A 26,672-nucleotide genomic window follows, 5' to 3' on the forward strand; every position below is an offset into this window, starting at 1 on the left:
AGTAGCGGGACTTGGCACCAATAAGGCTGGGGATGGTCTTGGCGATCGAATGGTCTGGGCGATCGAGAGGATGGCGGCATGAACGAAGCAGTGCAGATGACGACCGAACCGAGGCGCAGGCCCAAACAGGAGCGCAGCCGCGAGCGCATCGACGCCATCCTGTCGACGACCATGCGGCTGATCGGCGAGAAAGGCATCGACGCCGTCACCATGAAGGAAGTCGGCGCACAGGCCGGCGGGCCGATCGCCACCGTCTATCATTACTTCCCCAACAAGTCGGCGATCCTGGCGATGCTCTACGAGCGATTCTCCGAAGTGAGCCGCGCCCGGCTTGCCGCGATCGTTGCCGACGTCGGCGGGCTGAGCGACGTTATCGCTGCGGCCGACCGGCTGCTCGACGACTACTATGAGCGCGTCGCCGGCGACCCCGCCATTCAGGACCTGCAAAACGCCATCCAGGCTGACAAGGCGCTGAAGAATCTCGACATCGCCGAAACCCGGCGCCAGGCGACGATGTTCTGCGACCATGTCGGCCCCTTTCTCGCGCCAGAGCGACGCAATGAGTTCGGCCGTATGGTTTTCCTGATCTTCCAGCTGGCCGGCGGCGTCGTGCGCATGGCGCTGACCCAGAACCAGGAGGAAAGCCGCCACACCATCGAGGACTACCGGTCGATCATCCATACGCAGTTGGGACTGTTTCTCTAGCGCCCGATTCGACCCCGTCCGGTCTGGTGGATGAGGTTTTCGAAGCCGTCGGCCAGGTTGGCTGTGCCGGCGGCAACGATCTTCGATAGGTTTCTGGCGCGACCTGGGGTCTTGTTGGCATCGAGCAGCACGGCCCTGCCCTCATGCACGACAAAGTCGAATTTGCCGTAGTCGAAGCCCAGCTTCCGACGCAAGGCGCGCAGTTCGTCGGGAACCGCAACCGGCTCCCGGCGGACGGTGTCGTCGCCCTTGACCAGGCGCTGCGGCGAGACATAGCGGGTGCAGCGCTCCCGATCGCCGCAGAATATCCAGAACCGCGCCGCAAACCCGTCGGGCTCGATTTCGGGAATGAATTTTTCCACGATCAGGTCGGCACGCCTGAAAATCTCCGGCGCCACATCGGCCAGCGAGGCATGCACCTGATAACGATCGAAGGTCTGCGCGCCCGGGAAAGGCACTGCCTTGCCGGCGCGAACGGATTTTCGGTTGAGCTGCTCCTCGGGCGTCCCCCAATGATTGAGGTTGCTCTTGACGATGACCTGGCCGCTCCAGTTGGCACCCTCCTCGAGGATCGCACCGCTGATGCGGCGCTTGGAAATGTCGGTTGCACCAAGATTGAGACAAATCGGAAATCCGCGCGCGTAGTCGACATAGTCCGATGGCGTCACTGTCGCGTCGACATGCAGGACGGCAATATCGGCGTTATGACTTGCCGAAGGTCCACGCATGATCTGCACGGAGTGACCGCGCCGTTTCAGCTCCGCCAGGACGTCGAACAGCATGTAGGGGCTGTCCTGGCGCAGCAGGAGGCCCCACCGGCTCTGGAAGCGGTCAAATTCATGCGTTATGACGGCAATGCGGGCCATGGCCTTTCCATGCATGAGGTAACTCGCAAGGCAACCAACAGCCTGGAAGGAAATATGTCCAGCCTTTCCCCAAACCGTTCCGCATGACTGAGCATTGGGACGCAATTCGCCGTCATTGGCGGCTTCTCGGGTCGCCGCTGTGTCCGCCCCCGGAAGCTGTCGCCGCCTATGAGCGCGAACTTAGCCTGCAATCAGTCGATGTGGTGCTGCTCGGGGTCACGCCGGAGCTTGCCGGCCTCGGAAGGACCATGCTCGCGATCGACGAGTCCACTGCCATGATATCGGGCATCTGGCCGGGCGATACCGCCTCACGCAAGGCGGTGATCGGCAACTGGCTGGAGTTGCCGCTGGGCGACGAAAGCGCCGGGGCGGTGATCGGCGACGGCTGCCTGTCGGCGCTGGACTCCTCGGTTGCACGGCAGGCGCTGCTTGCCGAGATCGCGCGTGTGCTGAAGTCCGATGGGCGGGCTGCATTGCGCGCCTATGCAAGCCCTCAGGTGCCGGACGATCTGCAGGAGGTCCGGGCGCTGACGCTGTCCGGTGGTGTCGCGACCTTCCACGAACTCAAATGGCGCATTGCCATGGCTTGTGCCGGCGGCGATCCCGACCGCGCCATTCCGGTGCGGGCGATCCTCGACGCCTTCGATGCGCTGTTTGCCGACCGGGAGGCCCTTGCCGCGACGACCGGATGGGAGATGCCGGTCATCGGCACCATCGATGTCTATGCGAATTCGCAGACTGTCTACAGTTTCGCCCCGGCGGCGACGCTGGTCGAAGAGGCGAGTCGGTTTTTTGACAGTGTCCGCCTCGCGCCGACAGGGACCTATGGGCTGGCTGAACGCTGTCCGCTTCTGGTGCTTAAATCGCCGCGGCGCCGGTAGGGTCTGCCGTCGGATCGCGGCACGGCTCCAATTGGCACAATTGTGCTCACCGTTCGCCTTGACTCTCGAAAGCCACGCGCTTATTTCAGCGCCACGTTAGCACTCTCCTCAAGTGAGTGCTAACGCACATCCGGCACCGCCGGATCGAGGAACAGCTCTCACCGTTCTCATTCGAGGAAGAAAAAATGGCAAAGTCGAAGTTCCGCCCGCTTCATGACCGCGTGGTCGTACGCCGGGTCGAATCCGAATCCAAGACCGCCGGCGGGATCATCATCCCGGATACGGCAAAGGAAAAGCCGCAGGAAGGCGAGATCATCGCCGTCGGCACCGGCGCTCGCGACGAAGCCGGCAAGCTGGTCCCGCTGGACGTCAAGGCCGGCGACCGCATCCTGTTCGGCAAGTGGTCGGGCACCGAAGTCAAGCTCAATGGCGAAGACCTTCTGATCATGAAGGAATCCGACATTATGGGCATCATCGGCTGATCATCGGCCCCACCGTCAACTAATTTCGGGCTTGATCGCAAGCCCCCTGCCAGGAGCTAAAAAATGGCTGCTAAAGACGTAAAATTCTCCCGCGACGCCCGCGAGCGCATGCTGCGCGGCGTCAACATCCTCGCCGACGCAGTGAAGGTCACGCTCGGCCCCAAGGGCCGCAACGTCGTCATCGACAAGTCGTTCGGCGCACCGCGCATCACCAAGGACGGCGTCACCGTCGCCAAGGAAATCGAGCTTGAAGACAAGTTCGAAAACATGGGCGCGCAGATGGTCCGCGAAGTGGCTTCGAAGACCAACGACATTGCCGGCGACGGCACCACGACCGCGACCGTTCTGGCGCAGTCGATCGTCCAGGAAGGCCACAAGGCCGTTGCCGCCGGCATGAACCCGATGGATCTGAAGCGCGGCATCGACCTGGCCGTGACCGAAGTCGTCGCGGCTCTCGGCAAGGCTGCCAAGAAGATCAAGACCTCCGAGGAAGTTGCCCAGGTCGGCACGATCTCGGCCAATGGCGACGAGTCGGTCGGCGCCATGATCGCCGAAGCGATGCAGAAGGTCGGCAATGAAGGCGTCATCACGGTTGAAGAAGCCAAGACCGCCGAGACCGAGCTGGAAGTCGTCGAAGGCATGCAGTTCGACCGCGGCTATCTCTCGCCCTACTTCGTCACCAACGCCGACAAGATGGTTGCCGAGCTCGAGGACGTCTACATCCTCCTGCACGAGAAGAAGCTGTCCAACCTCCAGGCCATGCTGCCGGTTCTCGAAGCCGTCGTGCAGACCTCCAAGCCGCTGCTCATCATCTCGGAAGACGTCGAAGGCGAGGCTCTGGCCACGCTGGTCGTCAACAAGCTGCGTGGCGGCCTGAAGATCGCCGCCGTCAAGGCGCCGGGCTTCGGTGATCGCCGCAAGGCCATGCTGGAAGACATCGCCATCCTGACCGGTGGCCAGGTCATCTCGGAAGACCTCGGCATCAAGCTCGAGAATGTCGGCCTCAACATGCTCGGCCGCGCCAAGAAGGTGTCGATCTCCAAGGAGAACACCACCATCGTCGACGGCGCCGGCAAGAAGGCCGAGATCCAGGGCCGCGTTGCCCAGATCAAGCAGCAGATCGAAGAGACCACGTCGGACTACGACAAGGAGAAGCTGCAGGAACGTCTGGCGAAGCTCGCCGGCGGCGTTGCGGTGATCCGTGTCGGCGGCGCGACGGAAGTCGAAGTCAAGGAAAAGAAGGACCGCGTCGATGACGCCCTCAACGCGACCCGTGCGGCCGTGGAAGAAGGCATCGTTGCAGGCGGCGGCGTCGCTCTCCTGCGCGCTTCGGCCAACATCAAGGTCACCGGCGTCAATGCCGACCAGGCTGCCGGAATCAACATCGTTCGCCGTGCACTGCAGGCTCCGGCCCGTCAGATCGCTTCGAACGCAGGTGCTGAAGCTTCGATCGTTGCCGGCAAGATCCTCGACAACAAGGGCGCGACCTACGGCTACAACGCCCAGACCGGCGAGTATGGCGACATGATCGCCATGGGCATCGTCGACCCGGTCAAGGTCGTTCGCACCGCTCTCCAGGACGCGGCCTCGGTCGCCGGCCTGCTCGTCACCACCGAAGCCATGATCGCGGAGGCTCCCAAGAAGGAGTCGGCCGGCGGCGGCATGCCTGGCGGCATGGGCGGCGGCGGCATGGGCGGCATGGGCGGCATGGATTTCTAAGAATCCATAAAGCCGCCCATGAGCTAAAGTTGCTCAAGCCCGCAAGCGGGCTTGAGTGGCGGAATGGATTTCTAAGAATCCATAAAGCCGCCCATGAGCTAAAGTTGCTCAAGCCCGCAAGCGGGCTTGAGTGGCGGCATGGATTTCCAATCCAGCCAACCTGGCTTATGCATAAGGAAAGGGCGCCGAGAGGCGCCCTTTTTGTTTTAGAGACCAGTTAGTTAGGCCGCGCTCTCCGCCTGCCGCGCAACCTTGCCCGCAAGCACCGCCTGCTCGACCAATGCAGCCACCTCATCGGCCACCACCAGCACCGGTGCACGGTCGCGGGTGGCCCGCGCAATCACCATCAGCCCTTCCAGCGAGGATTCGATCAGCAGCGCCAAAGCGTGCGCGCGGCGTTCGGGCACCCCTGCCCTGACAAAGGCCTGTCGCAGCAAGCCGATCCATTGCTCGAAAGCCGATCGGCAGAGTTCCGCCAGTTCCGGCACGTCGATGGGCGAATCCAGCACCACGGGCGCGATGGGGCAACCCAGCGAAAAATCATTGTCCTCCAGCATGCGCCCGACCGACTGGTAGATGTGATGGACGGCCACTGCAGGATCGCTCTCGGCTGCCAGTGCTTCGCCCAACCTTTTCGTGACGTCGGCAACGCTGTTGCGCGTCACCTCGATGACCAGTTGGTCCTTGCCGCCTGGGAAATGAAAATAGAGCGAGCCGCGCGGCGCCCCGCTGGCGCCCAGAATGTCGTTGAGCGAGGTGCCGTGATAGCCGCGCTGCCTGAGCAACAGGCCTGTGGTCTCGAGTATGCGGGTGCGGGTGTCATTGGCCATGTCAACCTCTGTCAGCAGTGACGCATTATAGGCCTTGCCAACAATATGACAATCGGTCTATATAATATGTAGATCAGTCTATATATTAGATGGGAGAGTGATATGCGCAGCTACCGTCTTGAAGGGTTTGTTGGAACCGAATCCTTGGCCATGCGCGACGAGGCGCGGACGGAACCGAAACCGCATGAGATCGTGGTGCGAGTCCGCGCCGCCTCGCTCAACCGGCGCGACACGATGATCCTTGGCGGCACCTATCCGTTGCCGCCGCGGCAAGGCATCGTGCCGCTGGCGCCGGTGACGTCGTCGCAATCGGCGATGCCGTCACCCGTTTTGCCGTCGGCGACCGCGTCACGGGCAGCTACTTCGCCCGCTGGATCGATGGCCGCATCAATGCCGGTCTGATCGACCAGCTCGGCTGTACGCTGGACGGCATGCTGACTGAGTTTGCCGTGCTCGACGAACAATGGGCGGCGCGACTGCCCGATCATCTGAGCTGGCACGAAGCGGCGACGCTGACCTGCGCCGGCGTGACGGCCTGGAACGCGGTGACCGGGACCCGGATTCCGAAGCCTGGTCAATGGGTTCTCACCATCGGTTCGGGTGGCGTTTCGCTGTTTGCTCTGCAGTTCGCCAAGTTGCTCGGCTGCCGGGTTGTCGCCATCACATCGCGAGCGGAGAAGGCCGACAGGCTGCGGGCGCTGGGCGCCGACCTCGTTGTCTCCAGCACCGACATACCGGAATGGGGCGGCTGGGCGCGCGAGCAGACAGGCGGCATCGACCTCGTCGTCGAAACCGGCGGCCCGGCCACCTTCGCGCAGTTGCTGATTGCCAGCACGCTTTATGGACACATCGTGCTGCTGACGCTGCAGGACGCTAGTGGCAGATCGATCGAGATGGCGGCAGCGCTTTATCAGCGCAGCCTCGCCACCATCAGCCGCCTGTTCGTCGGCAGCCGCAGCAATCTCGAAGCCATGCTGCGCGCCGTGTCGCAGCATCGCCTCAAGCCCGTTATCGACAGGGTCTTCCCCTTTGCCGAAGCCCCCGAAGCGTACCGCCACTTCCAGCAGGGCGACGTGTTCGGGAAGGTTGTCATCGACTGCGCCTGACCCAATTGCCCGCTTTTCAACCCCGAATCAGGAGAACGACCATGACCATCCGTGAAGCTTCCGCAGAATGGCAAGGCACGCTGAAGGAAGGCGGCGGCCGTCTGCGGCTTGGCAGCGGCGTCTTCGAAGGCGCCTATTCCTTTCCGTCGCGGTTCGAGAACGGTCCGGGCACCAATCCCGAAGAGCTGATCGGGGCAGCACATGCCGGCTGCTTCTCGATGGCGCTGACCTTCATCCTCGGCCAGGAAGGCCACGTCGCCCGCACCATCCGCACCGTCGCCAAGGTGCATCTCGGCGCGACCACCGCCGGGCCGACGATCACCCGCATCGAGCTCGAAACGGAGGCGGAGGTCACGGATCTCGCCGAAGACGAGTTCGAACGCCTGGCGCAGTCGGCCAAGGCGACTTGCCTCGTCTCGCGCGCCTTGGCCGGCGTGCCTCAGATCACCCTAAAGGCCGTGCTGGTCAAAGCCGTCAAAGATCAATGAAACCGGGAGAATATGATGAAACAGGAGCTTATCATGGACGCAGTCGGGAATGATTTGTCCCGGCAGACGGCCGAGATCATGCATCGCTTCAACGATGTGTTCCAGCTGCACGATCCGTCCGCGCTTGCCGAGTTGGTGGCGCAGGATTGCGTTATCGAAAACACCGTGCCGGCGCCGGACGGCGCCCGCCATGCCGGCAAAGAGGCATGCATTGACCTATGGTCGGCGATCGCCACCCAGCCCGGCACGCGCTTCGACCTCGAGGAAACCTTCGTCGCCGGTGAACGGGCGACGATCCGCTGGCGCTACTTCATGGCCGACGGCAACTCCATCCGCGGCGTCAACCTGATGCGTGTCGCGGACGAGCTGATCGTCGAGGCGATGGGTTACGTCAAAGGATAGAAGCGTTGCCCGGCACTCCCGTTCCCAGCCCGGAATCTCGCTCAAGTCGAGTTTCCGGGCCGGTTTTCTGGTCACTGGATGACGCGGTGCAGCTTCACCGTGGTGCTGGGACTGTTCTGGATGGTCTGGAAGATCACGCAATAGCGATCCGTGAGTTCGAGCAGTTGGTCGAGCTGACTTTGGGGAGCGTCGGTGTCGATGTCGAACCGCAAGCGGATTTCCTTGAAGCCGACTGGAACACCCGCAGTCACGCCGAGCGTGCCGCGAAGATCGACGTCACCTTCCGCGGAAACTTCGGCGGACCTGATCGGAATTTCGAGCACGGCCGCCGCCGCGCGCATCGAGACACCGGCGCATGCGATCAGCGCCTCGAGCAGCATGTCGCCGGAGCACAGTTCCTGGCCGCTGCCCCCGGCCATCGGATGAATGCCGGCAAGCGCCAGCCCGCGTCCGGTCTCCACCTTGCAGGTCACGGTGGACGCGTCGGCGACGCCTTTGGCCTTCAAGGTGAGGAACGCGGCCTTCGCATCCCTGCGATAGAGATCCTTGATCGGCTCCTGCGTGGCGCGAAATGTTGCGATTTCCATGAACAATCTCCTGTCTTGAATTGTCGTTGTCAAAAATGGCGAGCAGTGGCCGGGCCTTATTCCGGCACCGCGATGCCGGAGCCGCCGAGCTCAGCCGGAAAGTCCCTGAGCTTGGGCAGCCCGTCCTTCATCGGCAGCACGGTCTCAGCGTAGTTGACGTGAACCCCAGGCGTGAATTTCACGCCTGGTATGGTTGCCGCATAGACATCGACCAGGCCGAGCGGCGGATGAACGGTCATCAGATGACCACCGCATTTCGTGCAGAACTGGCGATCGCTCATTTCGGTCTTCTCGAACCCGGACAGGAACTCCGCGCCCCTGGTGACCTTGACGTTCTGAGGCTTCCACAGCGTGAAGGCGTTCACGGGAGACGCCGACCACGATCGACACGAACCGCAATGGCAATAGCCCATTGCCTCGGCGGCTCCGTGCACTTTGATTTCCACGGCGCCGCAAAAACACCCGCCCTTATGTACCGTCATGACTTTTGTCCCTGGTTGGTTTCGACAGCACTCAGCGCCCACTCTCGGCAGCGCTTGAGCACCGGTGCAGGTTTAGGAGTTCTGGCCGCGAACTGAATGATACGGCGTCCGCCTCGCTTGACAGCGCGTCCGGAACTCGAAAGGGATGGCTCACCGGCTAGCCGGGTGCGGGACGAAACGGAATGGCCGGGGATGCTCTGTCTGACCTGTTGAGGACGGTACGCCTTACCGGCGCGACGTTTTTTGACATTGAGGGCCACGAGCCGTGGGCCGTCTGCTCGCCGGCGCCATCGTCCATCCTGCCGAAGATCCTGCCCGGTGCGGACCATCTGATCTCCTACCATGTGGTAACGGCCGGTCGCTGCTTCGCGCGCATCATCGGCCAGGAAGCGATCGCGCTGGAGGCCGGCGAAGTCGTCGTCTTCACCAGGAGCGACCCGCACATTATGTCCAGCAATCCGGCGTTGCGCGCCGATCCGCCGACAGCCGACGTTCTCGACATCGCAACAGCCGGCCGGATGCCGTTTTACATCAACTGCGCCGGCGACGGCGCGACCTCGGCCAGGCTGGTTTGCGGCTATCTCGCCTGTGATGCACAGCCTTTCAATCCACTGCTCGAGGCTTTGCCGCCGGTGATCAAGGCCGGAGATGCCAAAGGCGATGGCGGCTGGCTCAGCCAGTTCATCAACCTGGCTGTCACGGAGGTGGCGCAAAAGCGCGCAGGCAGTGAAACGGTGCTCACCAAACTGAGCGAACTGATGTTTGTCGACGTGTTGCGCCGTTACTTGGAATCGCTGCCGCCACAAACCACGGGATGGCTGGCTGGCCTGCGCGATCCGCACCTGGCGAGGGCACTGGCGCTGATCCACGACCGGCCGGCGCATAACTGGACGGTGGAGGCGCTGGCGAAGGACTCCGCGCTGTCGCGCAGCGTGCTCGCCGAACGCTTCACCAGGCTGGTCGGCATGCCGCCAATGCATTATCTCGCCAAATGGCGCATGCAGATCGCCTCGGAGCTGCTCAGCGCCGGCTCCAGCAACATGGCCAGCATCGCCGCTGAAATCGGCTACGAATCCGAGGCAGCGTTCAGCCGCGCCTTCAAGAAGATGATCGGCCTTCCGCCCTCGGCCTGGCGTCTAGGCATCCGGACCGGATCCGGAACCGACGAAGAGTAGGCCGAGGCCTGGCAGCTCATGTTCTATCGATCAGCCAGCGCCAGCTTGGCGCCGAGCATGACAAAGGCGCCGGCGAAGGTGCGGCGCATCCAGGTCAGCACCATCGGCCGCGACACGACATGGCTGCGGATCGAGGCCGCAAAGATCCCGTAAGCGACGAAGACGACGAAGGTCAGCAGCATGAAGACGCTCGAGAGTTCGAGCATCCTGGCAAATGCGTTCGGTTCGGTCGTGCTGACGAATTGCGGCAGGAAGGCAAAGAAGAAGATCGACAGCTTCGGGTTCAGGATGTTGATCAGGATACCGGAGGTGATGACCTTGGCTGCCGAGCGGGGTGCCGCGTTTTCATCGACGCTCAGGCCGCCCTTCTCCTTCAGCGTGTTCCAGGCCATGTAGAGGAGATAGGCGACGCCGAGATATTTCAGCGTCTCGAAGGCGACAGCACTTGTGTGCAGCAGCGCCGCCAGGCCGGTGATGGCGGCGGCCATATGCGGGATGATGCCAAGCGTGCAGCCGAATGCAGCAGTGATCGAGGCGCGCGCGCCTCGCGAAAGCCCGGCGCTCAGCGTGTAGAGAACGCCGGTGCCGGGCGAAGCCACGACGATCAGCGACGTCAACAGGAATTCGATGCTCATGGTTCCTCCAACGCCCTGCCCGTGGTGGAAGCTATCGGGGGATGTGGGATCAGGCAAGGTGGGCGTCGGCTAGATCGTTGGCATCCCGTGCGCCTTGCGCGCCATCAGGCAATCGTCGCCGCCAGGCATGCAGGCGTGGCAGACGTCCGGGCGGATCTCGTAGATGCCGCAGGCTGTGTGCTTGCCGATCTCGCCCGTAAGCGCCGAACAGCGCACGCCCTCGCAGCGCATCCCGGACAGGTCGGCGGACACGAACTTTTCCGGAATCCGGTCAAGTTGCGCATCGTCCTCGGTCGAGAAGCGCGGCCATTCGGCCGAGTAGGAACAGCAGGCGCCGCAGCTCTGGCAATCGAAAACCGGCTGGTCGTCCTGTTTTGACGACCGGATATCCCTGGCGGCCAACGCGACCAGCCCAGGTGCTGCGAGATTGCGATCGGCTTGGTGCGGCAAGGCGCTATTTCTTCTTGCCTGCCTTGCCCTTGGGCGTGGCGGCTGGCGCCTCGAACAGATCGGTTGCCGACGGTTCGGCGGCCTTCGGCGCGGCAGCGGGCTTGGCCTGCTTTGCAGTGGCAGCAGCCGGCGCTGCCGGCTGGTCCTTGGTGGAAAACTTTATGGCCATGTCAGTCCTCGTCGGAAAAGCGGGATGATGGTGCGCGCGGATTGCGCAAGCGGCCGATCAGCGCCGAGACCGCTGTGATGTTCATTTCCTCGGGCGACCAGTTCCTCGCCTCGGCAATGTGGTGCGCCGCCAGTTCGCGATGCGTGCTGCCGCTATAGGCGGCATCCTGGTAGGTCACGCGCTCCTGGGTCTTTTTGTCCTCGCGGACATATTCGACCAGATAGTTCGGGGCTTCGGCACGGCCGCGCACGCCGACGCGCACCTGGGCATCGCCATGCGCGCGCTTGCAGCGCTCGAGCTTTTCCAGCACACGGCGGACATATTCGACCGGCTTGTCCAGGCCCGGGACCATGGACGCTATGGTCGCATCGGCATCGATCGGCGTCGGCGGTATGCGCTTGGTGGCCATCAGCGTTTGCCTGCCCGCTTCGGCAGCGCCGCAAGGGCTGCGGCCGCTGCCATGTCGTCGGCTTCCTTTTCCTTGCGCAGTTCGCGCAAGCGCGCGGTCTTGGCTTCGCGCGCCTCGCTGACGGCATCACGCTCGGACAGGATGCGGTTGAGTGACATCGACTGGGTTTGCGTCTTGCTGAACAGCGAGCCGGCCTGGTCGGCGGTCTTGGATTGAGTGGTCAAAACTTTCTCCTGACGGGAGCCTGGTGCCGATAGAGCGAGAGCGGCCTTCGATTACGATCAAAGCAATACGGCAGCGGGGCAGTATGGGCGGTTCAGATTGCTGGAGCGTCCCTTAGCACGTTCCGGCCGGCGTGCGGCGCACTTTTAGCGGCATGACGCATAAAATGAAAAAGGCCAGGCACCGCCTGACCTTCCATGAAAGCGCCGCGCATCCAGTTGGATGCGCAAGGCGCTCCTTTCAGCCTTTCATCGGTGCCAGTACATCCGTGGTCACCGGAAGGCCGAATTCCTTATCAGGCCGCCTTCAACTGGTCGGCGGACATCTTGCCCGACTTGTTGTCGCGGGTCATCTCGTAGCCGAGCTTCTGGCCCTCGACGATGTCACGCATGCCGGCGCGCTCTACGGCCGAGATGTGGACAAAAACGTCGGCGGAGCCGTCGTCAGGCTGAATAAAACCAAAACCTTTGGTGGCGTTGAACCATTTCACTGTGCCGGTGGCCATGAAGAACCCTTTCCCTGGCAAATATTCGTTCACCATCGTGCGACTGCACAACAGCGTTTTGTCTCGATTTTTGATGGGGAAGTTCGTCAAAGGCGCGCATCATGCGCGGATAACAAAAGTCGGTCAAACAAATATCGACATGTTTCTTATAGACTTCTTTTAGCGCCGAGTCAATTTCTGGTTTGGCCGGAGCCCAAATTCAACCTGAGGGTGCCTGAGGCATAAGCCTCAACTGACGAGGTGGCGGAGCTCAAGGCGTTCCAAAAAATATTCCACGCCCCGGAACCAATCGCAAGCCGGCGCATTTCCGTGGTGTCAGCAATTCAGAGAGCAATCTCGGTAATGCTGGCAAAAGAACGCCTCCCGCACATTAAACGGTGCGAGAGGCGTTCTTGTAAGTGCCGTTGTCTGACGCAATTCCCAAGGGAAAACCGTTTCACACTTTCCTTAAACTCACGCTGGCGGCCTACAGGATCGCGCTGATCAGCGGCAGGATCTCGTAGCGGAAACCGCGGCCGGAGCTCGACACCGGATCGCCGTCGGTGACCGCTCTTGCCTCGGCTTCGCTGCCGACACGCAGGATCAGCAGACCCCAAGGGCCGGCCGGGTCGGCGACCGGCCCGGCCAGGATCATGGCGCCCTCGGCAAGCTTGCCGCGCAGATAGTCGGCATGCCGGCCCATCAACTCCCTCTCCTCCTCCGTCAGGGTGAAGGCGAAGTCCGGCCGAGGCGGGATCAGCCGGCAGTGGAAGATTGTTGGCGCGGTAGTCTCACGCGGTCCATCATTGCTGGCCATCGGTCACTCACCGTGATGTCATTAGTGGTCCTATTCGTCCGGGCCGGGTTCCGGCCAAGTCTCCTTCGCTGCTTCCGCATACCAGTGCCGCATCGCCGGCGTTGCCAACACGGCGTCGACGTAGGCGCGCGTGTCGGGCGCGAGCTTGCCGCCATAGGTGTCGAAGCGGGTGACGACAGGTGCATACATGGCATCGGCCGCGGTGAAATGACCGAACAGGAAGGGGCCGCCTTTGCCGTATTGTTCCCGGCACTGGCGCCAGATCGTTTCGATGCGCGCGCGCTGCATTTCGCCTTCGGCGTCGAGCGGCTTGTGGGCCTTCGGCCGGCGCAAATTCATCGGCCAGCCATAGCGCACCTCGCGAAAGCCGGAATGCATCTCGGTCGCCACCGAGCGAGCCAAGGCGCGGGCGCCGATATCCTGCGGCCAAAGTTTTTTCTCCGGAAACAGGTCGGCAAGATATTCAAGGATGGCAAGGGTTTCCCAGACGATCCTGCCATTGTGATTCAACACTGGCACAAGGCCGGTGGGCGAGACTTTCGCCAGAGCGGCAAAGGTCTCGGGCGTGCGCAGGCGCACGAAACCTTCCTCGAACGGGATCTCCAGATGCTTCATCGCCACCCATGGCCTCAGCGACCAGGACGAAAAGCACTTGTTGGCGATGATGAGCGTAAATTCAGCCAAGGCGGTCTCCCCAAAATTTCGTCACACTAGTCACACGATACGACGCGGCAAAGCGTTTCGGCGACCATATAAGCGACCAGATGCGACGATGATCGCCGCCCAGGGAACCTAAGCCAAGCCGGCCCGTTTGCCTCCTGCGAATGAATCCCCGGAATCCCAGGAGATGCAAAGATGGTGAACAAGGATCAGGTTGCCGGCGTGGCCAAGCAGGTCAAGGGCTCGGTCAAGGAAGCCGGCGGCAAGGCGACCGGCAACAGGCAGACCCAGTCCGAAGGCACTGCAGACAAGACCGCCGGCAAGGTGCAGAAGGTCTATGGCGACGTGAAGGACAAGATCAAAAAGGCGCTCTGACCCGATCTCGCAGGCAATGAGGAAGGCGGCTCAAGGCCGCCTTTTTCTTGTCAGAGGCTGAGGCTCTTGCTGAAGGCGCTGGTGAACTTGACCTCGCCCTGGTCGCCGGCCGCCTCGCCCAGCACTACGTCCATGCTGTCCCCGGTTACCCTCACCAGCGCGAAGCCGCCCATATAGGCGGCCTTCGGCTTGAACAGGTCGAGGCCATCGCTTTTGTAGATCATCGGCACTTCGTGCTGATGGCCATGGAAGATGGCGATGACATTGTAGCCCTTCAGCGCCGCCAGCAGCGCCTGGCGGTCGGCCTCGCTCCACCAATGCGGCGCGCCTGCGCCGTCATCGTCATAGGTGCGCTTGGCCGGATCCCAGCGCTCGACCGAGAAAGTGTCCCAGCCATAGTGCTGGAACAGGATGACGGGACGGCCATCCGCCGCGTAGATCGCCAGATCCTGCTTCAGCCACGGCAGGCTGCTCACCGCGCCATGGCCGGTGTCGCCGGCAAAGCGGTGGGTCTGGACGAGATGCAGGCCGCCCCAGTCCCAGGAGTAGCAGTCGGTGTCGATATCGTATTCGGTGGCCGGCACCGGCGGCTTGAAGAATACGCCGGGGCGGTGGTTGACCTCGACATAGTCGCGCAGTTCACGCCGGTACCAGTCGACATGCGGCGGCGAGCCGTTCTGGTCGAGATCGTGGTTGCCGAGCCCGACATAGACCGGCATGTGCACGCGATCGGGGCCGACGCCCTGTTGATAGCGCTGGCTGAACTGCAACAGTTGCGTGCCTTCGCTGGGCTCGGTGATCTGGCCGCCGCCATCGTCGGTGATGTCGCCGCCGACAACGAGGCCGAGCGGCGCATCGATGCGGCTACCGGCCGAACGCAGGCGGGTTGCAACGCCATCGATCTCGACTGGCCATTGCCGGCCGGCCAAGCCATTAAGGACAGCGACATTGCGCAACAGCGCGGCATCGGTCTTGCCTTCCTCCAGGCAGTTGGGGCTGAGGCCGCTCGACATGCGGCAGGCATGGACATCGGCGATGAACAGAAAGGTGGCGTCGATGGGCTGGATGCGCTTGCCGGTCTGGCCAAGCGCGGCGCGCGGCAGCATACCAGCCATGGCAAGGCCGGCTGCCTGTGTGAGGAAATTGCGACGGGAGAGGACGAGCTTACGATTCATGACCTGAAATTCAGCACAGCCGGCGCCCCACCGTCCAGTTGCCAGGAATGGCAGGTCGACACGGCACTGTGGCTCTGGCATTTCTTGGGTCATGCTGGCGCGCAGCAAATACAAGCAGAGGGGGAGGATTTCATGAGAGCCGTTTCGATAGGCGTGGTGCTGGCTGGGTTGCTGCCGGGGGCTGCGGTGCATGCCGCCGATTGTGTCGACGCAAAATCGGCCAAGGCCGGCTTCGTTCTGGAAATGCCTGGCGTCCGCAGCGAGTTTCGGCCGGTGGCCGGCGGCATGGTGTCCGTCGCCAACACCTACGAATCGCAATCACCGCAGACACAGTTCCTGTTCGCAGGCCTGGTCGAAGTGTTTCGCGACAGCGATACCGGACGGGTGGCGACGATCCCGTTTTCCGATCTGCGAAAACTGTTTCCGCTGAAGACGGGAGCCAAGAGCACGATCGAATTCGTCGAGTTGTCGCCGAACAAGCAGCCGAAGAGCACCAAGACACTGAGCCTGGTCGTCAAGGGCAAGGAGACGTTCAGCGTCGGCGGCTGCAAATACAACGTGCTGGCGGTCACGGAGACCTTCAAGAACGGCGCCGGCGAAACGCTGGACACATTCACCGCGCTTTATGCTCCCGATCTGCAAGCGTCTCTCGCCCGGCGTTACGACGAAGGGACCAGCGCGGAATCGGTGAACGGTTACGAGACGATCAAGCCGCTTTCCAACTAGAACAGCGCAGTTCCGGCCTCAAGGTTTTCCCGGCCGCAGCAGGATCCTGCGACGCCGCTTCGCTCTGCTCGGGAATGGCGGCGTTGAGCTGCCCTGAAGTTCGGCCAGGCAATCGCGCAGCACGCTGGCATCCTGTGCCGCCTTGGCCATCGACATGGCGCCGGAATAGGCGGCGATGGCGAGTGCCGCAAAGCGCTCGGGGTCGGTGCCCTGCTCCCTCCCCGACTGCTGGTCGGCTCGCACCTTGTCGGCAACCGCCTGACGCCATCCGGCAAAGATATCGTCCAGAGCGGCGCGGAAATCCGGGTCAGCGAGCGACAGTTCATGCGCCAGATTGTTGAGCGGACAGCCGCGCACGAAGCCTTGCTGCTCAAGCTCGGTCGCCACCGCATCGAACACCGCGCGCACGCCTTCGCGCGCCGAGCCTGCCGCCCGTACAGGGTTGATCCAGGTTTCATCGAGGGCCGCTGCCACGCGCTCCTCGATCACCGCCAGAGCGAGCGCCTTCTTCGTCGGGAAATGATGATGCAGCGCGCCGCCGCTGACGCCTGCGGTCGTCATCAGCTCGCCAAGGGCGGATGCATGATAGCCACGCGCCTGGAACGACGCTTCGGCGATATCGAGCACCTTGTTGCGCAGCCCTTCGGGATCGTTGGTGCGTTTTCGCGGCGGCCCTTTCGGAGCCCGAGCAATCTCTGCTGACATTTGCCAACGATAGCAGATTGACAAAACAGGACAACCGGTCTGTTTTATAAACCGGATGATCATCCTGTTTTTTGGAGACGACACAATGACCGTACCCCTGAATGCGCCTGCGGCGGCAAAACTGCTCGCTTCGCCTGTCGTCGAGTTGCGGCAGTACACGCTGAAGCCGGGCCGGCGCGAGACGCTGATCGACATCTTCGACAGTCGGTTCATCGAAGGCCAGGAACACGCCGGCATGACCATCATCGGACAGTTCCGCGACCTCGACCGCCCCGACATGTTCGTCTGGCTGCGCGGCTTCGATGGCATGGAAGCGCGGAAGCAGGCGCTCACCGCCTTCTATGACGGGCCGGTGTGGACGGCGCACCGCGACGCCGCCAATGCGACGATGATCGATTCCGACGATGTACTGCTCTTGAAGCCGGCATGGCCAGGCGCCGGCTTCGATCTGTCAGGCTCGCAGCGAGGCGCCATGCCGGCGGATGGAAAGCCGAGCGCAGACAATGGCTTGACCGGTGTTGTAGTCATCCAGATTCATCATCTGCGGTCTGGCGCCGAAGCCGATTTCGCCGGCAATTTCGAAACGGATGCCGTTCCGGTCCTTATCGGCGCCGGCGGACGGTTGCTTGGCGCCTTCATCACCGAGCACGCCGAAAACAGCTTTCCCCGCCTGCCGGTGCGCTTGAGTGAAAACGTCTTTATCGCGGTGACGGGTTTCAACAGTCCCGAGGCGCATGCCAGTTACGAAGCCGCAGTTGCCGCTTCGCCCCAATGGCAAGCGGCCGATGTGACCTGGCGGACCGAAACCTTGCGCCTGACGCCGACGTCGCAGTCGCTGCTGCGGTAACCGGATCGGCACGCGGCCAACCGAAGTTCATACTGAGCGATAGGCCGGCGGCTTGACCGCCCTCGCCGATCGGCATTGCTTCGTGACGCGGGCAACAGCGAGAGCATTCGATGCGACTTGGCCTTCAATGAGACTTTCTGGCAAGCGAGCACTGGTGACCGGCGGCTCGGACGGCATCGGCCTGGCCATATCGGAAGCTTTCTTGCGCGAGGGCGCCGACGTGCTGATCATCGGCCGCGACACCAGCAAGCTCGAGACCGCCCGCGAGACACTTGCGGCGGCGGGCAACGTCGGCACCCAGTCGGCCGATCTCTCGACCTTTTCCGGCATCGATGCCGTGGTCGATCGCGCGAAAGCAACCGGCCCACTCGACATCCTCGTCAACAATGCCGGCGTCGCTTATCTGGTGCCTTTCGAGACCGTCACCGAGCACCAATTCCAGCAATCCTTCGCGCTCAATGTGACGGCGGCGTTCTTCCTTACCCAGCGGCTGCTGCCGCATCTCGGCGCCAACACCTCCGTCATCAACATCTCGTCCTACTTCGCCGACAAGATGATCCCGAAGCGGCCGTCGAGTCTGTATTCCTTGTCCAAGGGCGCGCTGAATTCGCTGACCAAGTCGCTGGCCTTCGAGCTTGGTCCGCGCGGCATCAGGGTCAATGCGATTGCGCCCGGCACGGTCGACACCGCCATGCGGCGCAAGTCGATCGACAACCTGCCGGCGGCAGCGCAGGCCGAGCTGAAAACCTATGCCAAGCGCAGCTACCCGCTCGGCCGCATCGGCCAGACCAGCGATCTTGCCGGCATCGCCGTCTATCTCGCCAGCGACGAGGCGGCGTGGACCAGCGGCGGCATTTTCGCGATCGATGGCGGGTATACGGCGGGGTGACCGTTTGGACGGCCCTCTGCCTCGAACAAGCGGAGCACTTGACCAAACTTCCGATACCGCGTCTGTCTGCAGATTGAGCAATGCTTCAGACATTCGTGGTGCCATGCCGTCTATCGATCCACTGATCCTCTTCTACACAACGTTCTTCAGCAAACCCGTCGATATCGCGTCGATACAGTGCGAAATGCCCGGGCGGTGGACACTGGACAAACGACGGATTTCCGAGGCCGCGGCAGTCGTCTTCCATATTCCGAACTTTCGCGAAGTTGGCGATGCCTACAAATACCCTGGTCAATATTGGGTCGCCTGGTCGATGGAATGCGGCCAAAACTACAAGCGACTTGCCGACCCCAAAACCATGGGGCACTTCGATATCATCATGACGCATGAATCCCGGTCCGATGTCTGGGTACCCTACCTTCCGCGTGCGGTGTGGTGGAAAGATGCGCTGGCCAGACCAATCGTGCCGAAAACGGAAGAAGCGCCGGTCGCACTCTTCCAGTCGGCCGGCCTGAATTATAGCGGCCGTGTCGATTTGGCGAACGAACTGGCGCGCCACATCAAGATCGATTCTTATGGCCGATATCGCAACAACCGATCGGTCTCTGGCCCCGATCTGGGCTCGAAGACCAAGATCGAAACCATTGCGCGGCACAAATTCTGCCTGGCCATGGAGAACTCGATCGAGGCCGACTATGTCACCGAGAAAATCTATGACGCGTTCATGGCGGGCACGGTGCCGATCTACCTTGGCGCTCCCAATGTGGACGAGTTCGTTCCGGAGCACTCCTTTATTGACGCCAGTGCCTTCGCCAGCGCCAGCGATCTTGCAGCCTATCTCCAGCACCTGATCGCAACGCCGAAAGACTACGAGGCTTATTTCGACTGGCGCTCAAAGCCATTGCCCGACAATCTCGTCAAACGGGTGCAATCATTGGAAACACCCGCGTTCTGCAGACTGATGAGCGTCGTGCGCCAGCGTCTGGAGGCGCGGACAAGCACGCCTTCCGGACGGCGAACACTTCCGTTCGGCTATAGATCCTATCTCAGGACAAAGCTGCGCCGTTGGAGGAAAAAGGTTCCGAGCTGACGGTCCGCGATCAGGCGCGCTTTCAGCAAAATACGGAGGACAAAGAGCGTCTCTTGCGACGTCGAGACGGCTTCGACCTTGCCGCCATGCATCTTGGAAATCTCCGAGGCTATGTGGAGGCGCTCCCAGGGTGGAGTTGAAATTCTCGGCTTCGCGATCCGAAGCTCGATCCGGATGCGATGCCGGATTTTGGTCGGGAAACTGAACAGAAGGACAAGTGCATAAGCTACCTCATCGCTGCTGTTGCCAGTGAGACGCCGGCACTGATGGTAGTTTGTGTGGCATCGTCGCTCGTATGTAGACGAGAATTGCGCATTGCTGATCCTGGGGGAAGTTTGCGTAGAGCAATCCGCCAGCTCGACATGATCTTATCGAGCTAAATCCGCAAGTTTCCGTCCACTTTATGGGATCAAGCCGCACTGAGGAGCAATTTCCTTCACACGAAAGTGGAGGGTGCAGGATCCCGAAGGGCGGCGCTACCGCTTCAACCGATTTACTGCCTGCCGGCCGCAATCTCTGCTTGAAGGCCATTGTGCAACGCGATACGCCGTTGCCGAATTCGATCGTCGGAGAGACAAGTGACCGCTGCCAGGACCAGAACCGAAACCGACACGTTCGGCCCCATCGAGGTTGCCGCCGACCGTTATTGGGGAGCGCAGGCGCAGCGTTCCCTCGGCAATTTCAGGATAGGCTGGGAAAAGCAGCCGGCCTCGATCGTGCGTGCGCTCGGCATCGTCAAGCGAGCGGCGGCGGAAGCCAATATGGAGTTGAAGCGGCTCGATCCGGCAGTCGGCAAGGCGATCATCGAGGCGGCGCAAGAGGTGATCGACGGCAAGCTGAACGATCATTTCCCGCTGGTCGTCTGGCAGACCGGCTCGGGCACGCAGTCCAACATGAACGCCAACGAGGTGATCTCCAACCGGGCGATCGAACTTCTGGGCGGCGTCATGGGCTCTAAGAAGCCGGTGCACCCTAACGACCACGTCAATATGAGCCAGTCGTCGAACGACACCTACCCGACAGCCATGCACATCGCGTGCGCCGAGCGCATCGTGCACGATCTGCTGCCGGCGCTGAAGCATCTGCACGCTGCGCTCGAGGTCAAGACGAAGGCCTTCGCCCACATCATCAAGATCGGCCGCACCCATACGCAGGACGCGACACCCCTCACGCTGGGCCAGGAATTTTCCGGCTACGCCGCGCAGGTGGCCTCTTCGATCAAGCGCATCGAGATGACGCTGCCCGGCCTGCAGGAACTGGCGCAGGGCGGCACCGCCGTCGGCACCGGCCTCAACGCGCCGGTGGGCTTTGCCGAAACGGTGGCGGCGCGCATCGCCGAAATCACCGGCATCGCCTTCGTCACCGCGCCGAACAAGTTCGAGGCGCTCGCCGCGCATGATTCCATGGTGTTCTCGCATGGCGCCATCAACGCGGCGGCCGCCGCCCTCTTCAAGATCGCCAACGACATCCGCTTCCTCGGCTCCGGCCCGCGCTCGGGCCTCGGCGAACTGTCGCTGCCGGAAAACGAGCCGGGTTCCTCGATCATGCCGGGCAAGGTCAACCCGACCCAATGCGAGGCTCTGACGCAGGTCTGCGTGCAGGTGTTCGGCAACAACGCCTCGCTGACCTTCGCCGGCAGCCAGGGCCATTTCGAGCTCAACGTCTACAACCCGCTGATGGCCTACAACTTCCTGCAGTCGGTGCAGTTGTTGGCCGACGCCTCGATCTCCTTCACCGACAATTGCGTCGTCGGCATCGAGGCTCGCGAAGACAACATCAAGACCGCGCTCGACCGCTCGCTGATGCTGGTGACCGCGCTGGCGCCGACGATCGGGTACGACAATGCCGCCAAGATCGCCAAGACCGCGCACAAGAAGGGCACCACCTTGCGCGAGGAAGCACTGGCCACCGGGCTGGTCAGCGAGGCAGACTACGACCGGCTGGTGCGGCCGGAGGACATGACGCATCCGGGTTAAGCGATTCCAGGGAAAGTGCCTTCCTCGAAGCGCGCAGCCCTTCCTCTTTGGAATTGCGTCAACTAGAAATCCAAATTTTGTGGCGGGACAATTTGCTCCCGCCGCTGCTGGCCGCGACAAGAATTTTGCGTCGGTCGAACGATCCCGAAATGTACGTCCTGTGAACAATGTGTCGCCGGACGGGCGGCTTTGGTGAACAGTCGGCTTGGTCTATCTGACGGGACATCAACCCTTTTCGGAGAGCCACCATGTCCATCAACACTTCCGCTGCCGGCGCCGGCATCGCGTCCAACAGCTCCACCACCATCCTGCTCGGCCGCATCCTGCTCGCCGCCATCTTCCTGCTTTCCGGCTTCGGCAAGCTCACCGCCATTTCCGGCACCGCCGGCTATTTCGGCGCCATGGGCCTGCCGGTGCCGACCATAACGGCCATTGTCGTCGGCCTGATCGAATTGCTCGGCGGCCTTGCCGTGCTCGTTGGCTTTCAGACCCGCATCGCCGCCTGGGTGCTCGCGGTCTTCACCATCGCCTCGGCCTTTGTCGCCCATACCGGCTGGGCCGACCAGAACCAGATGATCCATTTCCTGAAGAACGTCGCCATCACCGGCGGTTTCCTGCTGCTGGCTTCCTCGGGCCCTGGCGCCTACTCGATCGACGCCAAGCGCGGCTGAGCTTTCCCTCCCAAGCCTGAAAAAAGCGGCGTGGAATTTTCCACGCCGCTTTTTCGTTGTCTGCCCAAGCGCGCACGCGTCCCATCCCTGCTAGGATCGGTCTCGAACAGCCGGCGGACAGACAACGGAGATGACCATGCCCCGCGATGCATTGCTTCTGATTTCCCGGCTGCTGCTCGCCGCCCTGCTCGTTCCCTCCGGCTACCACGCGCTCGCCGACATTGCCGGGACGACCGGCTATTTCGCCGGCCTCGGCATGCCATTGCCGACGCTTGCCGCCTGGGGCACCGGGCTGTTCGAGTTGATTGCCGGTCTCTTGATACTGGTCGGCTTTCAGACGCCGGTCGTTGCGATACTTCTTGCCGCTTTCTGCATCGTTGCAGGCTCCATCGGCCACTACGGCCAGGGCGGCGATGACCCGATGCTCACCTTCCTGCACCAGCAGATGCTGATGAAGGACATTGCCATCGCCGGTGGATTCCTGGCGCTAGCCATGGCCGGCGCCGGGGCCTGGTCGATCGACGGGCGCCGCGCCGCGGTCTGATATCGTCAAATATCGTCCCGGTTGAACCATCGACGCCCGTGCCAGGTCGACCCCCACTCCGTCTCGGCTTCGTCGAGCCACCTCTCCCCCGATCGACGGGGTAGAGGAAGGGCGCGAGCCTATTGCCGCCAACCCTTTCCAACGAGGCTCCCTTCCCTTTCCCTCCGGAGGGGGAGGTGGCGCTGCGAAGCAGCGACGGATTGAGGAAGCCGGTGCTCGAACGCGAGGCCGACGACGACATGGTTTTGCTGTCAGGCCGCGCCTACTTCACCGACACGCTCTGCCCACCCTCGACCGCCAGCACCAGACGGCGGTTGGTGATCCGCGCCAGTTGCGCCAACCGTCCGGCCGGGCGTTCGCCGTAAAGATCGGAAAGTGAGGCCGGCAGCACCAGCGCCAACGTGCCATTGCCGCGGTTTTCCCATTTCAGCCGCGGCATGACGCCGGGCATAGCCGCAGTCAGCAGATAGACGACGCGCAGCACCGCCGCCAGAATGCGGGCGCGCTCGAGATAGCGCGGCGTCGCCAGGCCGCGGATTTCCGGCGCCGCATCGTTGAACACGCCTTCGTGGCGGAACAGGCCGACCAGCGCCAGGAAGGCACGGCCGGGGTGATCGACGCCGATGAAGGACGCGTGGGCAATGATGTTGAGCGACTGCTTGCCGCGATATTCCGGGTGTGCGCGCCAGCCTATATCGGCCAGCAGACAGGCAGCGTGGCGATAGCGCGCCTCATCCTCCGTCTCGTCGATGCCGAAGGCGGCAAAGGTCTTGTCCGTCCATTCGACAAGCTCATGCGCATGGGTGACCGAGCGCGACCGCAGCCGCGCCAGTTCCTCCGAAGCGGAGACCAGCGGATCGGCCTTCTGCTCGGCAGGGTCGAGCAGCGAATAGAGAAACCCTTCGCGCACGCCCAATGCCGAGACGATGATCTTCGACGGCTGCATCGCCGCCATGATCTCCTGCAGCACGACCGCGCCATAGGGCAGCAGCGAACGGCGGTTCTTCGACACACCTTCGATGCCCTTGACCTTCTCGATCTCGCCTTTCGCCACCTGCTTCAGGAAATTGGCGGCGCTTTCGACACCGATCTCATAGTGGTGCATGACGCCAAGCGGGTAGTTGGTCATTTCCATGTGCAGCCGGGCAAGGTTTCGCCAGGTGCCGCCAACGGCGTAGAAGGGCCGTCCCAGCCCGCCCTTCAACAATTTGGCGCGCGCCAGTTCGTCGCGGGTGATCTTTGCCGCCTGGGCGAGCGAATTCCTGGCCATGTCCTGCAGCCGCAGGCCACCCAGCGGCAGTGTGATGCCGTCGCCGATCGCCTCGCCATTGATGTCGATAAGCTCCAGGCTGCCGCCGCCAAGATCGCCGGCAATGCCATTGGCGGGGTGGAAGCCCGAAATGACGCCAAGCGCCGAATAATGCGCCTCCTGCCGGCCAGTGAGCACGCGGATCTCGGTCTTGAGCACATCTTGCGCGCGGTGGATGAAATCGGGGCCGTTGATCGCTTCGCGGGCCGCGGCCGTTGCCAGCACAAACATGTGCTCCGCACCCGCCTGATCGGAGAGCGCGCGGAAACGGCGAAACTCCTCCATCGAGCGCGTCACCGCCTCGGGATCGAGCTTGCCGGTCGAAACGATGCCGCGGCCGAGGCCGGCCAGCATCTTTTCGTTGAACAGCAAGGTCGGCGAGCGCGCCAACCCTTCATAGACGACAAGGCGGATCGAGTTCGAGCCGATGTCGATGATGGACAGCGGCCGGCGATCCTGCAGCCGGCCTTGGGACGTTGAAATCATCAGCCGGTGTTCTTCTTGCGACGCTTGAACTGCGCGATGCGCTTGGGCGCATGCGACTTCAGCGCGTCACCCCGTCCCGACAGGCTCGGATTGGTCATGAAATATTCCTGCGCGTTGAACGGTTCCTCACCCTCCTCCAGCACGACGCGCCGGGAGGTTCCGTCAGCCAATACGTCGAAACTTTGCTGGTTGTCCATGATGTTGCCCAGCATGATCTGGCCAAGGATCTGTTCATGCACCGTTGGATTGGTGATCGGCACCATGGTCTCGACGCGGCGGTCGAGATTACGTGGCATCAAGTCGGCCGAGGCGATGTAGACGATCGCCTCGTCCGACGGCAGGCCATGGCCGTTGCCGAAGCAGTAGATGCGGCTGTGTTCGAGGAAGCGGCCGACGATCGACTTGACCCTGATGTTTTCCGACAGGCCGGGCACCTGCGGCCGCAGGCAGCAGATGCCGCGCACGACGAGATCGATCTCGACGCCGGCACGGCTGGCGTCATAGAGCGCGTCGATGATGTTGGGATCGACGAGCGCGTTCATCTTCATCCAGATGCGCGCCGGACGGCCAGCCAGCGCGTAGGCGACCTCGTCGGCAATGTGCTTGAGGATACGGCTGCGCAGCGTAAACGGCGAGATGGCGATCCGCATCTCATCGGTCGGCTCGGCATAGCCGGTGATGAAGTTGAACAGCTGGGCGACATCGCGCGCGATCGTCGGATCGGTGGTGAAGAAGGACAGGTCGGTGTAGATGCGCGCGGTCACCGGATGGTAGTTGCCGGTGCCGAGATGCACATAGTTGCGCAGCTTGCCGTCCTCACGCCGCACTACTAGCGACATTTTCGCATGGGTTTTGAGTTCGAGGAAGCCGAACACGACCTGGACGCCGGCGCGTTCGAGGTCGCGCGCCCAGCGAATGTTGGCTTCCTCGTCGAAGCGCGCCTTGAGCTCGACCAGGGCGGTTACCGACTTGCCGGCCTCGGCCGCGTCGACCAAGGCGCGCACGATCGGGCTGTCGTTGGAGGTGCGGTAGAGCGTCTGCTTGATCGCCACCACCTCGGGGTCGGCCATCGCCTGGCGCAGGAATTGGACCACCACGTCGAAGGATTCATAGGGGTGGTGGACGACGATGTCCTTCTCGCGGATGGCCGCGAAACAGTCGCCGCCATGCTCGCGGATGCGCTCGGGAAAGCGTGGATTGTAGGGGGTGAACTTCAGGTCGTCGCGTGGCACGGCGACGATCTCGGAAATCTGGCTGAGCGCCAGCGGGCCGGTCAGAACGCTGATGCGGCTCGAAGAGACGCCAAGCTCGCCGGCGACGAACTCGCGCAATTCGCCGGGCATCGACTTGTCGAATTCGATGCGGATGACCGAACCGCGGCGGCGCCGCTTCAGCGCCGTCTCGAACAGGCGCACGAGATCTTCCGACTCTTCCTCGACCTCGATATCGCTGTCCCGGATGATGCGGAAGGTGCCGGAACCCTTGACCTCATAGCCGGGGAACAGCTTGCCGATATAGAGGCCGACAGCCTCCTCCAACGGAATGAAGCGAACGTGCTGCTTGCGGTCGGGCAGACGGATGAAGCGCTTCAGCGCCACCGGCAGGCGCAGAAGAGCGCTCATCTCCTCGCCATTCTTGCGATGGCGCAATTGCAGCGCCATCGAGAAGCCGAGATTGGGAATGAACGGAAACGGATGCGCCGGGTCGATCGACAGTGGAGTCAGCACCGGGAAAACCTGGTCCTGGAAATGGTCTTCCAGCCAGACTTTTTCATCCTTGGTCAGTGCATCGCGGGTGATGCTCTCAATGCCTTCCTTGTTGAGCAGCAACATTAGCGCCGAAAGGCTGTTCTGCTGGTCCTCCTGCAGCCGCTCGACCTCGCGCAGCAATTGTTCCAGCTGCTGCTCCGGCGTGCGGCCGTCGGGGCTCTTGAGCGCAATGCCTTCGCGCACCTGGCCCGCAAGGCCGGCGACGCGGACCATGAAGAATTCATCGAGATTGGCGGCCGAAATCGACAGGAAACGGACGCGTTCGAGCAGCGGATGGTGCTCGTTCTGTGATTCCTCGAGCACACGCCGGTTGAACTGCAGCCAGGAGAACTCACGGTTGACGAACCGATCGGGGTTGCCGCCCTCGGGGCTCGCCACCTCGACATTGATGAATTCGCTCTGCACCGGCTTCAGTTCGTTCATGGTTCCTGCTCTTCCCCGCCAACCGTCCTTGGAGCGCCGCTGGACGTGCCATGCCTCTAACACGCTTTTGTGGCGCATGACCCTTCGGCGAAAACCGTTCCGATTTCAGGGACATGCA

At 62.5% G+C, this 26,672-nt stretch carries 33 protein-coding genes; 17 read left to right on the top strand and 16 right to left on the bottom strand.

The window, feature by feature from the left end:
* The first annotated feature begins 78 nt into the window (after positions 1–78).
* On the top strand, positions 79–705 hold the full coding sequence (locus NKJ77_RS21465) for a TetR/AcrR family transcriptional regulator (protein WP_023682986.1): 627 nt from the start codon (positions 79–81) through the stop codon (positions 703–705).
* Here the strand turns inward: NKJ77_RS21465 and NKJ77_RS21470 are convergent.
* Entirely contained in the window at positions 702–1,571 is an 870-nt protein-coding gene (locus tag NKJ77_RS21470; protein ID WP_352535729.1) for a hypothetical protein, read from the bottom strand. The two genes, NKJ77_RS21465 and NKJ77_RS21470, sit on opposite strands and share 4 nt — an antisense overlap.
* 83 nt (positions 1,572–1,654) lie before the next feature.
* Here NKJ77_RS21470 and NKJ77_RS21475 point away from each other — a divergent pair, with 83 nt between their 5' ends.
* The 3 genes from NKJ77_RS21475 (at position 1,655) to groL (ending at position 4,653) form a co-directional block, all read left to right on the top strand.
* Positions 1,655–2,452: a class I SAM-dependent methyltransferase gene (locus NKJ77_RS21475; RefSeq protein ID WP_023689544.1), complete on the top strand. Its 798-nt coding sequence runs from the start codon at positions 1,655–1,657 to the stop codon at positions 2,450–2,452.
* 185 nt (positions 2,453–2,637) lie between these two features.
* Positions 2,638–2,934 (top strand): co-chaperone GroES, encoded by a 297-nt coding sequence (gene groES, locus NKJ77_RS21480; RefSeq protein WP_352535730.1) that lies wholly within the window; start codon positions 2,638–2,640, stop codon positions 2,932–2,934.
* A 63-nt stretch (positions 2,935–2,997) separates the two neighbouring features.
* Positions 2,998–4,653, top strand: a complete 1,656-nt coding sequence (gene groL, locus NKJ77_RS21485) for a chaperonin GroEL (protein WP_023709705.1) — start codon at positions 2,998–3,000, stop codon at positions 4,651–4,653.
* A 221-nt stretch (positions 4,654–4,874) separates the two neighbouring features.
* Here the strand turns inward: groL and NKJ77_RS21490 are convergent, their stop codons facing one another.
* Entirely contained in the window at positions 4,875–5,483 is a 609-nt protein-coding gene (locus NKJ77_RS21490) for a TetR/AcrR family transcriptional regulator (RefSeq protein WP_352535731.1), read from the bottom strand.
* Positions 5,484–5,585: 102 nt separating this feature from the next.
* Between NKJ77_RS21490 and NKJ77_RS21495 the strand changes: the two genes are divergently transcribed.
* The 4 genes from NKJ77_RS21495 to NKJ77_RS21510 are packed head-to-tail and all read left to right on the top strand — an operon-like array spanning position 5,586 to position 7,479.
* Positions 5,586–5,885 carry a hypothetical protein gene (locus NKJ77_RS21495; protein ID WP_352535732.1) on the top strand — a complete coding sequence of 100 codons (300 nt, stop codon included), beginning with the start codon at positions 5,586–5,588 and terminating at the stop codon, positions 5,883–5,885.
* The gene (locus NKJ77_RS21500; RefSeq protein WP_502902125.1) at positions 5,792–6,589 is read left to right on the top strand and encodes a zinc-dependent alcohol dehydrogenase family protein; all 798 of its coding nucleotides are present in this window, start codon (positions 5,792–5,794) and stop codon (positions 6,587–6,589) included. The genes NKJ77_RS21495 and NKJ77_RS21500 overlap by 94 nt, the downstream gene beginning before the upstream one ends.
* Before the next feature lie 41 nt (positions 6,590–6,630).
* On the top strand, positions 6,631–7,077 hold the full coding sequence (locus tag NKJ77_RS21505; RefSeq protein ID WP_023832827.1) for an OsmC family peroxiredoxin: 447 nt from the start codon (positions 6,631–6,633) through the stop codon (positions 7,075–7,077).
* A gap of 15 nt (positions 7,078–7,092) precedes the next feature.
* On the top strand, positions 7,093–7,479 hold the full coding sequence (locus NKJ77_RS21510) for a nuclear transport factor 2 family protein (RefSeq protein WP_031195969.1): 387 nt from the start codon (positions 7,093–7,095) through the stop codon (positions 7,477–7,479).
* Positions 7,480–7,550: 71 nt separating this feature from the next.
* Here NKJ77_RS21510 and NKJ77_RS21515 read toward each other — a convergent pair whose 3' ends face one another.
* Together NKJ77_RS21515 and NKJ77_RS21520 are read right to left on the bottom strand one after the other, a co-directional pair.
* Complete coding sequence (locus tag NKJ77_RS21515) at positions 7,551–8,066, bottom strand: OsmC family protein (RefSeq protein ID WP_023671510.1); 516 nt, start codon at positions 8,064–8,066, stop codon at positions 7,551–7,553.
* 56 nt (positions 8,067–8,122) lie between these two features.
* Positions 8,123–8,548 (bottom strand): GFA family protein, encoded by a 426-nt coding sequence (locus tag NKJ77_RS21520; protein WP_352535734.1) that lies wholly within the window; start codon positions 8,546–8,548, stop codon positions 8,123–8,125.
* Between the two features lie 182 nt (positions 8,549–8,730).
* Here NKJ77_RS21520 and NKJ77_RS21525 point away from each other — a divergent pair, with 182 nt between their 5' ends.
* Positions 8,731–9,723 (top strand): AraC family transcriptional regulator, encoded by a 993-nt coding sequence (locus NKJ77_RS21525; RefSeq protein ID WP_023832825.1) that lies wholly within the window; start codon positions 8,731–8,733, stop codon positions 9,721–9,723.
* 23 nt (positions 9,724–9,746) lie between these two features.
* Here NKJ77_RS21525 and NKJ77_RS21530 read toward each other — a convergent pair whose 3' ends face one another.
* The 8 genes from NKJ77_RS21530 to NKJ77_RS21565 form a co-directional block, all read right to left on the bottom strand.
* Complete coding sequence (locus NKJ77_RS21530; protein ID WP_352535735.1) at positions 9,747–10,358, bottom strand: LysE family translocator; 612 nt, start codon at positions 10,356–10,358, stop codon at positions 9,747–9,749.
* Positions 10,359–10,427: 69 nt separating this feature from the next.
* Positions 10,428–10,760, bottom strand: a complete 333-nt coding sequence (locus tag NKJ77_RS21535) for a YkgJ family cysteine cluster protein (RefSeq protein ID WP_023671506.1) — start codon at positions 10,758–10,760, stop codon at positions 10,428–10,430.
* Positions 10,761–10,812: 52 nt separating this feature from the next.
* Positions 10,813–10,977 carry a hypothetical protein gene (locus tag NKJ77_RS21540; RefSeq protein WP_023671505.1) on the bottom strand — a complete coding sequence of 55 codons (165 nt, stop codon included), beginning with the start codon at positions 10,975–10,977 and terminating at the stop codon, positions 10,813–10,815.
* Between the two features lies 1 nt (position 10,978).
* Positions 10,979–11,386, bottom strand: coding sequence for a hypothetical protein (locus NKJ77_RS21545; RefSeq protein ID WP_023832823.1), 408 nt, complete (start codon positions 11,384–11,386; stop codon positions 10,979–10,981).
* Positions 11,386–11,610, bottom strand: coding sequence for a hypothetical protein (locus tag NKJ77_RS21550; protein ID WP_023671503.1), 225 nt, complete (start codon positions 11,608–11,610; stop codon positions 11,386–11,388). Before NKJ77_RS21550 ends, NKJ77_RS21545 begins: the two co-directional genes overlap by 1 nt.
* Before the next feature lie 293 nt (positions 11,611–11,903).
* A complete protein-coding gene (locus tag NKJ77_RS21555; RefSeq protein ID WP_023671502.1) occupies positions 11,904–12,113 on the bottom strand; it encodes a cold-shock protein in 210 nt (69 codons plus the stop codon).
* A 466-nt stretch (positions 12,114–12,579) separates the two neighbouring features.
* Positions 12,580–12,909, bottom strand: coding sequence for a YciI family protein (locus NKJ77_RS21560; protein ID WP_050589967.1), 330 nt, complete (start codon positions 12,907–12,909; stop codon positions 12,580–12,582).
* Positions 12,910–12,939: 30 nt separating this feature from the next.
* The gene (locus NKJ77_RS21565; RefSeq protein WP_023671499.1) at positions 12,940–13,593 is read right to left on the bottom strand and encodes a glutathione S-transferase family protein; all 654 of its coding nucleotides are present in this window, start codon (positions 13,591–13,593) and stop codon (positions 12,940–12,942) included.
* Positions 13,594–13,764: 171 nt separating this feature from the next.
* On the opposite strand from NKJ77_RS21565, the gene NKJ77_RS21570 reads away from it, so the two are divergent.
* Complete coding sequence (locus NKJ77_RS21570; RefSeq protein WP_023832821.1) at positions 13,765–13,944, top strand: CsbD family protein; 180 nt, start codon at positions 13,765–13,767, stop codon at positions 13,942–13,944.
* Positions 13,945–13,994: 50 nt separating this feature from the next.
* Here the strand turns inward: NKJ77_RS21570 and NKJ77_RS21575 are convergent, their stop codons facing one another.
* Positions 13,995–15,119 carry a metallophosphoesterase gene (locus NKJ77_RS21575; protein WP_031195963.1) on the bottom strand — a complete coding sequence of 375 codons (1,125 nt, stop codon included), beginning with the start codon at positions 15,117–15,119 and terminating at the stop codon, positions 13,995–13,997.
* Positions 15,120–15,251: 132 nt separating this feature from the next.
* On the opposite strand from NKJ77_RS21575, the gene NKJ77_RS21580 reads away from it, so the two are divergent.
* A complete protein-coding gene (locus NKJ77_RS21580; protein WP_023727888.1) occupies positions 15,252–15,845 on the top strand; it encodes a hypothetical protein in 594 nt (197 codons plus the stop codon).
* 18 nt (positions 15,846–15,863) lie between these two features.
* Here the strand turns inward: NKJ77_RS21580 and NKJ77_RS21585 are convergent, their stop codons facing one another.
* Entirely contained in the window at positions 15,864–16,550 is a 687-nt protein-coding gene (locus NKJ77_RS21585) for a TetR/AcrR family transcriptional regulator (RefSeq protein ID WP_023832818.1), read from the bottom strand.
* Positions 16,551–16,635: 85 nt separating this feature from the next.
* Between NKJ77_RS21585 and NKJ77_RS21590 the strand changes: the two genes are divergently transcribed.
* The 6 genes from NKJ77_RS21590 (at position 16,636) to NKJ77_RS21615 (ending at position 22,567) form a co-directional block, all read left to right on the top strand.
* Complete coding sequence (locus NKJ77_RS21590) at positions 16,636–17,397, top strand: NIPSNAP family protein (protein ID WP_352535736.1); 762 nt, start codon at positions 16,636–16,638, stop codon at positions 17,395–17,397.
* A 127-nt stretch (positions 17,398–17,524) separates the two neighbouring features.
* A complete protein-coding gene (locus tag NKJ77_RS21595) occupies positions 17,525–18,286 on the top strand; it encodes an SDR family NAD(P)-dependent oxidoreductase (RefSeq protein ID WP_023832816.1) in 762 nt (253 codons plus the stop codon).
* Positions 18,287–18,290: 4 nt separating this feature from the next.
* Positions 18,291–19,376: a glycosyltransferase family 10 domain-containing protein gene (locus NKJ77_RS21600; RefSeq protein WP_245264530.1), complete on the top strand. Its 1,086-nt coding sequence runs from the start codon at positions 18,291–18,293 to the stop codon at positions 19,374–19,376.
* 578 nt (positions 19,377–19,954) lie between these two features.
* Positions 19,955–21,352: a class II fumarate hydratase gene (fumC, locus tag NKJ77_RS21605; RefSeq protein ID WP_023832815.1), complete on the top strand. Its 1,398-nt coding sequence runs from the start codon at positions 19,955–19,957 to the stop codon at positions 21,350–21,352.
* Between the two features lie 248 nt (positions 21,353–21,600).
* Positions 21,601–22,023 (top strand): DoxX family protein, encoded by a 423-nt coding sequence (locus NKJ77_RS21610; protein WP_023671490.1) that lies wholly within the window; start codon positions 21,601–21,603, stop codon positions 22,021–22,023.
* Between the two features lie 136 nt (positions 22,024–22,159).
* A complete protein-coding gene (locus NKJ77_RS21615; RefSeq protein WP_023712732.1) occupies positions 22,160–22,567 on the top strand; it encodes a DoxX family protein in 408 nt (135 codons plus the stop codon).
* Positions 22,568–22,829: 262 nt separating this feature from the next.
* Here NKJ77_RS21615 and ppx read toward each other — a convergent pair whose 3' ends face one another.
* Both ppx and NKJ77_RS21625 read right to left on the bottom strand, forming a co-directional pair.
* Positions 22,830–24,362, bottom strand: a complete 1,533-nt coding sequence (ppx, locus tag NKJ77_RS21620) for an exopolyphosphatase (protein ID WP_023697723.1) — start codon at positions 24,360–24,362, stop codon at positions 22,830–22,832.
* On the bottom strand, positions 24,362–26,554 hold the full coding sequence (locus NKJ77_RS21625) for an RNA degradosome polyphosphate kinase (RefSeq protein WP_023700662.1): 2,193 nt from the start codon (positions 26,552–26,554) through the stop codon (positions 24,362–24,364). The genes ppx and NKJ77_RS21625 overlap by 1 nt, the downstream gene beginning before the upstream one ends.
* Between the last annotated feature and the right edge of the window lie 118 nt (positions 26,555–26,672).

Origin of the sequence: Mesorhizobium sp. M0052 (genome assembly GCF_040323255.1) — a bacterium.
GTDB lineage: Bacteria > Pseudomonadota > Alphaproteobacteria > Rhizobiales > Rhizobiaceae > Mesorhizobium.